Annotated in this window: 4 protein-coding genes; 2 read left to right on the plus strand and 2 right to left on the minus strand. The window is 44.2% G+C overall.

Features of this window, described 5'->3' with window-relative positions; all coding sequences use genetic code 11:
- Positions 1-329: 329 nt before the first annotated feature.
- Together QUA38_RS23795 and QUA38_RS23800 are read right to left on the minus strand one after the other, a co-directional pair.
- The gene (locus tag QUA38_RS23795; RefSeq protein WP_333166242.1) at positions 330-5771 is read right to left on the minus strand and encodes an AAA family ATPase; all 5442 of its coding nucleotides are present in this window, start codon (positions 5769-5771) and stop codon (positions 330-332) included.
- Between the two features lie 169 nt (positions 5772-5940).
- Entirely contained in the window at positions 5941-6927 is a 987-nt protein-coding gene (locus QUA38_RS23800; RefSeq protein WP_333166245.1) for an AEC family transporter, read from the minus strand.
- A 213-nt stretch (positions 6928-7140) separates the two neighbouring features.
- Between QUA38_RS23800 and QUA38_RS23805 the strand changes: the two genes are divergently transcribed.
- Complete coding sequence (locus QUA38_RS23805) at positions 7141-9672, plus strand: VWA domain-containing protein (RefSeq protein ID WP_333166247.1); 2532 nt, start codon at positions 7141-7143, stop codon at positions 9670-9672.
- A gap of 376 nt (positions 9673-10048) precedes the next feature.
- Positions 10049-10957 (plus strand): ImmA/IrrE family metallo-endopeptidase, encoded by a 909-nt coding sequence (locus QUA38_RS23810; protein WP_333166249.1) that lies wholly within the window; start codon positions 10049-10051, stop codon positions 10955-10957.
- Positions 10958-11174: the final 217 nt, after the last annotated feature.

An 11174-nucleotide genomic window follows, 5' to 3' on the forward strand; every position in this document is an offset into this window, starting at 1 on the left:
GAAGGGGCGCTGGAAGTTTTGCTCGTGTCTGCAGTTGCGATCGGGGCTGGTATAATGCTCGATCGGCAATCTAATTTAGTTATTCTGGATTTTTTCAAATAGAAATTAGTCGAGCGTACTCAAGGAATTCAAACTAAACAAACGAAATGAGCAAGAAGAAAAAATGAATAACCTTTTTCCTTCTTGCTCCTCCTCAAACTTTTACTTCAGATACCACTTTAAAAAAAATGCAACTGTAGGTTAGCTCCAAATCAGTAGGTCATCTGTCCTTCCCAATTCTTCAATCTAAAATCTAGAATCTAAAATGGTACGACGGATGTCTTCTACTTTTATTCGCTAATAGGTAACACTATCTCAAATTCACTCCCTCCCCCCAAAGTAGAATTCACATTAATTGTTCCGCCGTGGGTTTCGACTACAATCTGGCGGGCGATCGCCAATCCTAACCCAGTGCCTTTTCCTACTGCCTTTGTTGTGAACAGATGGTCAAAAATCCGCTGTTTCACTGATTCTGTCATGCCCGCACCGTTATCGGCAATCTGAATTTTGATGTGCCGATCGCCCGACTTACTGGTACGAACTGTGATACAGTGTGGATTTGCTTTAAGAGCCTCGAAACTGCGTCTTTGGTTTGATTCTTCGAGGGCATCGATCGCGTTAGCAAGCAGGTTCATAAAGACTTGGTTCAGTTGACCGGGAAAGCATTGGATGGGGGGGAGATTGCCGTAGTCTGTGACGACTTCGATCGCAGGATGGTGTTCGTTGGCTTTCAGCCGATGTTTCAAGATCAAGATGGTGCTGTCAATGCCCTCATGGATATTAAAGGGAACTTTGTAGTCTTTATCGGCCCTGGAGAAGGTGCGGAGGCTGGTGCTAATGCCGCGAATGCGATCGCACCCCACTTTCATCGACAACAGCATCTTTGGCAAATCTTCTAAGGCATACTCTAAATCTATATCCTCAGCATCTTCTTCAATTTCATCGCCGGGATCGGGCAGTTTTTCTTGATATAATTTTAAGTGGCCAATCAGATCTTTGATCGTGGTCATTGCTTCCTCAATATTGCCGTTAATAAAGCCGACAGGATTATTGATTTCGTGGGCTATTCCTGTGACGAGATTGCCCAAGGCGGACATTTTTTCGCTTTGGACAATCTGTAACTGTGCTTGCTGCAAATCAAGGAGCGATCGCTCTAATTCTTGTGCATAAGCTTGAGATTGTTGGTACAATCGAGCATTTTCTATAGAGATAGCCGCTTGGGCGCACAAAAGTTGGATGACTTCAGTGCGATCTTCTGTAAATGCACCAATTGTCAAGTTATTTTCTAGATATAGCAACCCGATTAATTTACCTTGATTTAAAATTGGTGTACACAGCACACTTTTGGGCTTTTCCTGCATCAAATACGGATCGGCAATAAAATCGTTTTGTACTGCTGCATTATCCAAAACGACAGTTTTCCAAGTCCGCTTAACATAGTTGACCACAGCAGAGGGAAACTCGTTGCTGGCTGACAGCGGTACAGATATTGAGATGACATCTTGATTGAAGGAGGCTACAGCTTCGATGGCGAGATTCCCATCCTTAAGCAACAGCAGAACTGCTTTTTTCGCCCCGGCATTTTCCATCACCACAGACATCAGGCCAGCCAGCAATTTTTCTAATTTAATTTCACTCGATAGAGTTTGGGAGGCTTTGAGAATAGCCGCGAAATCGAGGGTTTCGTAAATATTGTTGCTGCTCGATAGAAGTGTTTGGAATCGAGGTAAAATAGACGACTTATTGATTGGGTGGAGGCGGGCTTGGGGGATTACAAAACGATTTTCTCTTGCCTGCAATATGGGAGCAAGAAGTTGGGGATAGCGTTTTTCTAAGTCATCGATTTTGGCTTTCGCACCCCAGCGAGCATAACAATAGTAGGCTTCTTGCATATAAGCTTGCGCCACTTTTTCTTTGCCCCAGTCGAGGTAGAATTTAGCTGCTAGTTCGTTAGCGAGAGCTTCTTCTTGGATGTATTCGTTTTCTTTAGCTCCGACGATCGCACGATCGTACATTTCAATAGCTTCTGCCCTCTGTCTGGCAACTCGGTATTTCTCTGCTTCTACCAACTGCCACTTATGCAAATAATTCATGGGGGCGTGTTCTGCCCAATACTGCAACGAAATTTGATTTTCCTGAACTCGTTGCCACTGCGTTTCTAACTCAGCCTCGGATTCAGGAGTGGCCAGGGCTATGAGTGAGTCATAGAAATATAAACCAGCTTCGGAAGTAATTCCTACGCTTCCCGCTAGATACTGTCTTGCTCGATCGACATCTACCGAGGCCCGAGCAATGTCTCCCAGCAGGAATCTCAAGGTCGCCCTGTACAGATAGAAGCTGCAGAGTCGGTACAAATCATTAGTGGCAAGCGACTGAGAAACCAGCTTCTCCTCATAGCGTTCCTCTTCAAAGGAAATCTCAAACTTGTTTGGATTACCCAATAAAAACAGCGTTGTTTCCCAATAAATCGAACAATAATTTGCCGTCGTTAGTTGGTTGAGGTCGAGTAATTGCTGACGGTATGCCCTAATTAGGGGATCGAGGTCTGCTAAAGGTTGACCGCACCAGTAGGAATGTAGACAAAATCCATGCCCATTAAACCCGACAAACTCTAAATTTCCTGTTTCTAATGCCGCTTGATAGCCTGCCTGAAAAATGGGGAGGGTTTCCCGCAAATGCGATTTGCGATGGTACAAACAGAGTCCGATCGCAGCAAAAGTTGCAGGGCGAATATTTTTGGCCTCCGCCCTACTGCCAAGACGATAAGCTAATCGGCAAAATTGATCGGCTACCGTCACATCTTGTAGAAAGTTGTTGAGAAACATCCCGTAGCAGCTATAGCTATAAGCTGAAGTACGACTGTTGCCATATTGGATAGATAAATTTACCTGTAAGGCAGTCACCAGCGCAAACAAAGACGAACCAGCCAGATAACAAGCTGTCGCAATACTTGCCGCCACTTGCATCGTGGCCAGTTTTTGGGCATCCACCATCGCTGGCAGCTCAAATAACTCTTCAATAGGTCGATCGCCGATCGAGCTATTAATTTCCTGCACTGCTTGCTGAATATCTTCTGATGTAGGGCTATCGGGCAATTCTACTTTTAATTCTTTGAGACTCAACAAACCGATAGCAATTCCTTCTAAAAACTTGTTCTGGGACGATAATGCCTGAATTCTGACGATGTAAACGCTCACTCGCTCTAGGGGAGTTCTGGTATGATGAATCACAGTGTCAATCCACTGATTCATCTGGTCAAATTCACCACAGAGTGAAGCCACTTCGGCGGCTATTTCGTGTAAATTCAAGGTCATCTCGTACTGCCGTTGCCAAGCGCTATCTCCAAGCAAATTTAGCCCGATCGCAGCATACTCGCGAGCAGCTTGATAAGCAGTAGCGCCTCTGGCTTTGCGGCAAGCCGTGAGGTTTAGTTGTGCCAATTCATCGCGTTCTGTTTGGTCTTCAATCAGCGCAATACCATAATTCAACTGATTGACGACTGAAAAAATTTGCTCTTCTATAGCTGCAGGTGAAATTTGCTGGATCAGCAATTGTCCAATCTGATAGTGAGCAAGCGATCGCTCTTGTTCGGGAATTAAAGAATAGGCAGCTTGCTGAACGCGATCGTGCAAAAACTTGTAATTCACCACCTCCGAATTTTGTGTTTCCTCCCGTCTTTCTCGCCCCATATAAAACTTGTAGACTTCACTTTCAGGCAAGATTAACCCCTCTTGCAAAGCCTTCCACAAATCCGCCGCCGTTTCCGTTTCCAATTGCTGGGAGACAACTGCCAAAGTCCCCAAATCAAACTGATTCCCCACACAAGCAGCCAACTTCAAAACATTTTGAGTCCCTGGCGGCAATTTTTGCAACTGCAACGCCATAAACTCGACCACATCATCCGTCAGCGCTGCCTCCCGAACTCGCACAATATCGCACTGCCAATAACCAGCAACCCGGTCAAACTCAATCAGCCCATCCTGATGCAGTGCTTTGAGAAACTGCGTTGCAAAAAAGGGATTTCCTTGGGTTTTTTGTGCCGCCAAATCAGCCAAAGGTCTTGCCCAAGATCGATCGCAATTGAGCGTATCAGCAACCAAATGATTTAGACTTTCGGAACTCAACGGTTCCAGCGTCAGAGTATTCACCGTCGCCCCAGCTTTTGCCATTGCATCCAGTGTCAGCATCAACGGATGTGCTGCAAATACTTCATTATCTCGGTAGGCACCAATTACTAATAAATAGCCGCTTGCTGACTCGGCAACCAGCAGTTGCATTAACCGCAGCGAGGCAGAATCAGCCCACTGCAAGTCATCCAAAAACATCACCAGGGGATGTTCTGGTTTTGTGAACACGTGAATAAAGTTTTGAAACAGCAAATCAAACCGATTTTGGGCCGCAGTTCCTGATAATTCTAGTGCGGGCGGTTGTGGGCCAATAATTTTTTCTAGTTCGGGAATTACTTCAATAATGACTTGTCCGTTATCGCCCACTGCTTGCAATATTTGAGTTTGCCAGTTTTGCAACTGCTGGTCACTGGCGCTCAACAATTGTCCCATTAAATCTCGAAATGCTTGGACAAAAGCTGAGAAAGGAATGTTGCGGTTAAATTGGTCGAATTTGCCTTTGATGAAATAGCCGCGCTGACGGGCAATTGGTTTGTGAACTTCATTGACAATTGCAGTTTTGCCAATCCCAGAAAAACCCGCAACTAACATTAACTCACAGCCTCCACCCTTTTCTGATTCCTGCTGGGAAAAACCTGCTACTCGATCGAATGCTGCCAGTAATTCGGCCACTTCGGTTTCGCGACCGTAGAGTTTTTCGGGTATGAGGAAGCGATCGCCCACATCCCTCTGCGCGATCGTAAAACTCTCTATCCTACCGTTTTCTTCAAGTTGCTTCAAACAAAATTCTAAATCGAATTTCAGTCCCAACGCACTCTGATAGCGGTCTTCGGCATTCTTTGCCATTAATTTGCTGACAATCTCCGAGAGTACCGGCGGGATTGCGGGATTTATTTCATGCAGTGATAGCGGTTGTTTGGCAATATGACAGTGTACCAATTCCATCGCATCGTTGGATTGAAACGGCAATTGTCCCGCCAGCAATCCGTAAAAAGTCACGCCCAAAGAGTAAAAGTCTGTCCGGTAGTCAATCCCCCGATTCATCCTTCCCGTTTGTTCGGGAGACAAATAGCCGAGTGTCCCTTCCAGCACGTTAGGATTCATCAGGGTTTGAGTTTCCCTTGGCAGCAAAGATGCAATACTAAAGTCAATGAGTTTGACTTGTTTTGTTTGCGGATTAATTAAAATATTGGCTGGTTTAATGTCTTTGTGAATTATCCGGTGGCGGTAGAGTATATCTAATGTATTGCTCAGGTCGATCGCTACTTGCAAAAACTCGCTCAGAGTCGGGGCTGTTTCCCCTTGTTCCATCCATTCATTCAGAGAAATTCCCCCAAAGTCTTCCATTACCAGCGCATAGCTGTTGTGGTAGGTTTCCAAGCTGTAGGTTTCGATGATTCCGGGCAAGTTGAGGTTTTTGGCGATCGTGTACTGATTGCGAAATTGCACCAGTTCGCTGAAGCTGGGATACTCGTTCCGCAAGACTTTGATGGCTACGGGCTGTTTGTCGCCAGTGCGGAAAGCTCGATAAACTAGGGTGCGAGTTCCTGAGTAAAGGCGATCGAGAATTTGATAACCTGTCAATGTAAAATTTATACTTGCCATACTTTTATTCTTCCCGTCCCCAGCGGGCTATTTCCACATTAGCAGAAGCCAATACAGTTTCCAAGTCCCGTGATTGTTATTTTAAATCAAGATGACATATATCGCTCAATGTTTGTGATGGGTATCACTGAAGTAAGGCAGTTTAAAAACTGAGCAATTCCTATTTTTATTAAAAATTAAATAGCCTCATCCATATGGGAATAGTGAATAATAAACTAACGCAGCCGAGGCCGATCGCACTTACGGCTAATTCGCGATCGAGATTGAAAGCTTCTGCCAGCAATGTAGTACCAAAAGCAGGAGGCATTGCCATTTGCAGCACTAGCACAAGTCGCGGCGCGCCCGCAATCCCAAAAAACGTTAATCCCGTGCCAATTACCAAGGGAACTAACAGCATTTTAATCGCCAGACAAGCCAAAACTTGTTTGAGGTTGTGTAAGGAATTCAACTTGCTCAACTGCATCCCGATCGTAATTAAAGCTAAAGTAATTACAGTCCAAGCGCCTGTTGTTAACAATTCTGCGATTTGTGCCGACAGCGGCAAGCTGCGCGAGACAAATCCTAAACCAAAAGCCCACAGTGCCGGATTCAGAAAAATTGCCCGCACCGGACCTAACCAACTCTGAGGGCGATCGCTTTTACCGCAGTGAGAAGCAATAGCAACTCCCAGTATATTGATTCCCATCGTAGTGCCTAGCAAGTCGTAAAACAACGCCCAGGCAAAGTGTTCCGAACCTAATAAGGACAAGGTGACGGGAATGCCTAAAAAACCCGTATTACCCACCATCGTTGCCAATAAGAAGCTACCTTGAGTGGGCAAACTCCAAGCGGTGGTGTGTTCCGGGCTATTTTGGGCGATCGGATTAAGAGTCTTGAAACGTTCGTCGCCGACACCGAAAATTATCAAAATCCCAGCGAGTCCTCCACCTGCTAAAATGGCCGCCCAAGCTATCAGCGGCGCCATCCAAATAGCGCCCGACAAATTGGCGCTGCGGATAAAAGCAACAATGCTCAATGGAGTGCCAAAGAAGAAAAGAAACTTGGCTAAATATGTAGAATAGCTTCTCGGTAGCAGGCGGCCGATAAAAAATCCCAACGCCACCCATCCGATCAGATTTAGATAAAGTTTGAGCAGCGGATTTTCTAAATAAACCATGATTGACTAAATATTTACTAAACGCCTTACGCAGATCCATTACTTTTGACAAAACAGCCCACCTTTAGCCTAGCGCCACAGTTTTCCCTGGCACCGCAGCGCTAAATATTAATGCTTATTCAGCTTCGCAGATAATTTTCCACACAGGCCTTGACATCCACAGAAGCGCGTGTCATGATTGAGTTGAGGAAAAAATCAACATAGGTCAAAACTATGGCACGGCAAGCAAAACAATCATCTCAAGTCAAAAGTTCCAGCAGCCAAGCAGCCTCCAATACTCGCACCAAGTTTACCCTCTACAATTTTGCCGGAAACGCAAAGGCTTTCTATCTAGTCGATCGCATTAATTTAGAAAGAAAGCCCGGCGATACCCCAGAAAAATCCGTCGCTCACAGCATCATCATCATCGACCGTTCCGGCTCAATGTATTATGACTTAAAACCGCTGAAAGAAACCCTAATCAAGCTTTTGACCTTAGACGAGTACAACAATTACCAGCTAATTGTCAGCCTGATTTCCTATGCTGGCAATGGGGACGTAATTTGTCATTTCCAGCGAATTCCCATTCAAGAAGTGCTGAAGCTTGACTCTCCATACATCAAAGAAATTCAAAAAATCCACACGGCTGGCTCTACCTGCATATCGCAGTCGATGCAACTCGCTAAATCTCTGGTTAAAGCGGGAGAAATGACAGCGATCAATTTGCACACAGACGGCTATGCAAATGACCCCAGTGCCAATTCGGAAGCTGCAAAACTGGGGGAAATTTGTGAAGAACTCAAAGACATGGATGTGTTTGCCAACACGATATCCTATGCCTGTGCTGACTTCAAACTTCTCTCCAAAATCGCCAACACATTATCGGGAAATTGCATCCGCGCTGGCGAAGTCAAAATGGTTTATGATGCTCTTTACGACAGCACAAAACTGTTAGGTAGTTCCGTTGCACCTGCGCTGGAAGAACCGTTAATTAAGGAATATGATTATCAAGTTTTTGTTTCCAAAAGCGGCAAGAAAATCAACGGTTCATCGAGCACGCTGAAAATCTGCGGGCTGAAAGCAGACGATCGCGGACTGTTTTACAAATATCAGAAAGTCGCCAAAGATGAGTATGACAAACTAGATGTTCCCGTTGCTCAAACTGATGAGTCGGTGTTTGCTTTTGCGAAAGCTAACCTCGCTGACGGCAATTTAAATACGGCTAAGTATGCGCTGGCGAGCACCTTCGACGCTACTTTGACGGAAAAACACGCGAAAGCTTTGACAAATGCCCAAATAGCTGAGTTTACGGAAGATTTGGAACAGGCTGTTTTTGCGCCTGAGGTGTTGAAAAATCATGAAATTGGCGATCGGGTAAAAGTTAGCGCTAAAATTTCCCTGCTGGAGTTGATCGAGATATTGGAGGAAAACAGCAACAGCATCATCATCAACTTGAAACACTTGCAAGAAAATTATCAGCGAAAAGGTTTGAAGCGAATTGAGGGAAAGCGAGACGAAAACGGCAACCTTGTCAAGCCTTGGCTGAAAACAGAATTCTTGGATGGTGGCGAATACGTGCAAATGGGTTCATTTGCCATCAATCAAAATACCGCTACCATCAATATGCTGATTACCCGAAAAGCTAAGCTGGTAAAAGTTGAGGATGAAACTTTAATCGCAGAAGTGGCGGGAATTCTAGTTACAGACCTCAATACTTTCAACAATTATACCATTGTCAGCGACGGCGAAGTTAATATTAAGTCGCTGCGAACCAAAATCAGCAGCAAACCAGTGTTTGATTTGCTCAAAAAATGCGGTGTCCTTGAAAAAGACGGTTCGCCCGTGCAAGAATTTGACTTCCGTTCAGAGTACGATATTAAGTTAGAGACTTTGCCCCTAGTGCCTTTTGACGGGCGTTACGGCAGCCTGGACGGAGTGTTTGAGGAACTCGCAGAAATCAAAATTCTCTCCAGCATTCTCTCGGCTCATTTGAAGGAGGAATCCGAGGCTTATACCGCAGAACAATTGGAAGAATTGAAACAGCATTATCTGTCAAAAAACCTTTACATCAACTTTCCGACGACGACGGAATACACAGATTTAAAAAGTGCGATCGCCAAGGGTTCAGTAGATTCGCGAGTCAGCTACAAAATCGACATCGGCAGCAGAAATATCCTTAACTTCGGCAAATTGCACTCTGCCAACAAATTTCTCGATCGCCTTTATGAGGCTTACCACAAAAACACGGGCGAAAAGCTAGCAAAACCGACATTTGACATCACCTTAGATGAGCCTGTTGTCTTCGCACACAAAACGCTGTCATCCCGAACAAAAATCACCAAAGTTGACGACTTGATGAAACTGATTTTTGATGAGTTTTTGGGGTTGGAGGATAACGGAATTGTTAGCGCTACTTTAGCCAAAGTGGGTGCAGATAGTTTGCTGCGCCTTTTGCAAGCCAAATGGCAGGGAAAAGATGTCAAGCGAGACGAATTTGTCGCTGCTTTAGCTAATGCCAATGAGCGACTGGAAGCTTACGCTGAAAAAGTGTACAGAGAAAAAGTTTCACCGCTGGTTTTCTATATCGGTTCTACCGGACTTATCCCGGATGAAATGGAGGCAAAAGCGGCGACTGCTGAGGAAATTAATTCTAAATACGGCAACTTGCAATTTTCTAAAGATGAGCAAGAGGGGATTTTTTTTGAAGTGGGAGACTGCATTATTAGCGTGTATGCTAAGAATGAGTATTTCACGGTAGGGAAGTAGCAATTAGGGTGGGCATTATTTGCCCACCTTCCTCAAATATGGGTGATTGAAATAAACCGCAAAGGCGCAGCGGTGGCGACTAGGAAATAGGTAGATGGGACAAGTGTTAGGTTGCCAAGACGAAAAGAGCGATCGGAATCGTTCGGGTTTGTAACTTTCCTTTCGTGTTACTTTTGCGAAAGTTTATCCTGTGGTAAGATAGATAACAATGCTCTATAAAAAATCTAGTAGCCAAATTCTCTGCAATTAGGTTACAATGATATTATGCGAATTCTCATACGGAGGGCAAACCAATGACACAAACATTATCAATGTCTGTTCTCTATAAAAACTCTCGGCGATCGGTTTCTCAAAACGTTTCGTTCGAGAAAAAGGTTTGCCCAGTTGGTGGAATGAAGAACTAGACAATAAACCCGTCGCCGTCCTAGAGGGTGCTGGTCATATTGCCCAACGTCTGCACCTAGACCTCAAGAGTCTTTTAGCCGAGAATCAGAAGCCTCAGTTTAAGCCCTTACTTCATACCAAGTTCAAGTACCATCAACAGGATAAAGCAGACGTACCTGATGTTGCCCCTCAACTTGCCTCACGGGTTGCGGAAGTCGTAGCTAATACTATAAAGATCGAATTTCAGCCCATCCCATCCAATCCTCATCAAGTTCGTTCAGAGATAGTTGCCAAATATCCTCAAGTCACTTTATACAGCTTACTCGATTACTGTTGGGAACATGGTATCGCTGTTGTCTATTTTAAGAATTACCCTCAAAATACCCGCAAAATTAGAGGCATGATCCAATGGCAAGCCGATCATCCCGTGATTGTCTTGAGTAGTGGTAAGACACAATCCGTATGTCTAGCATTTGATCTTGCCCATGAACTGGGTCATCTTGCCCTTGGTCATATTCAAGAAGGTATTTTGATTGATGATGATATTAAGCAAGACTGTAATGATCGAGAAGAAAAAGATAGCAATCAGTTTGCAGTTAAACTGCTAGTCAACAGTTTTGACAACTCCGTCGGCAAGAAAAAATTTAAGAATGCAAAAGACCTAAAGAATAAAATTACTCAACTTCTTCAAAGTGACTCAACTATTGATCCATCTGCATTAGCTTTAAATTATGGCTGGTACAATAAAGATTATTTTGCATTGTCTATGGGATGTGTAAATTTAATCGATTCTGCTAAAGAAGGACACAAAACTATTAACCAATTTTTAGAGCAGCATCTAAATTGGGAGGAATTAAGTGATGATAATGCTGATTACTTAGACCAGATTTTAGAAGAATAGCTTTGTCTGCTTGTATCTATTGCATCGATAATGACATCATCAAAAAGCTTGCTACCTTCCAGCTATTCGATAATACTCTTCAATTATTTGATGCTAGTTCTGAGCAAGTTAATATCCTAGAGACTGCACAATATAAATTTCTGGAGTTTAGACTAAGAAAAGCTGGCTCAGTTAGAAACTGAGGCATAAAAAATTCATTGGGCAGCCAAATATATGT

It is taken from the genome of Microcoleus sp. Pol12B4, assembly GCF_036701385.1.
GTDB lineage: Bacteria > Cyanobacteriota > Cyanobacteriia > Cyanobacteriales > Microcoleaceae > Microcoleus.

Coding starts and splice junctions, on each gene's coding strand:
- QUA38_RS23795 (WP_333166242.1), bottom strand. CDS start 5,771: ATGGCAAGTATAAATTTTACATTGACAGGTTATCAAATTCTCGATCGC.
- QUA38_RS23800 (WP_333166245.1), bottom strand. CDS start 6,927: ATGGTTTATTTAGAAAATCCGCTGCTCAAACTTTATCTAAATCTGATC.
- QUA38_RS23805 (WP_333166247.1), top strand. CDS start 7,141: ATGGCACGGCAAGCAAAACAATCATCTCAAGTCAAAAGTTCCAGCAGC.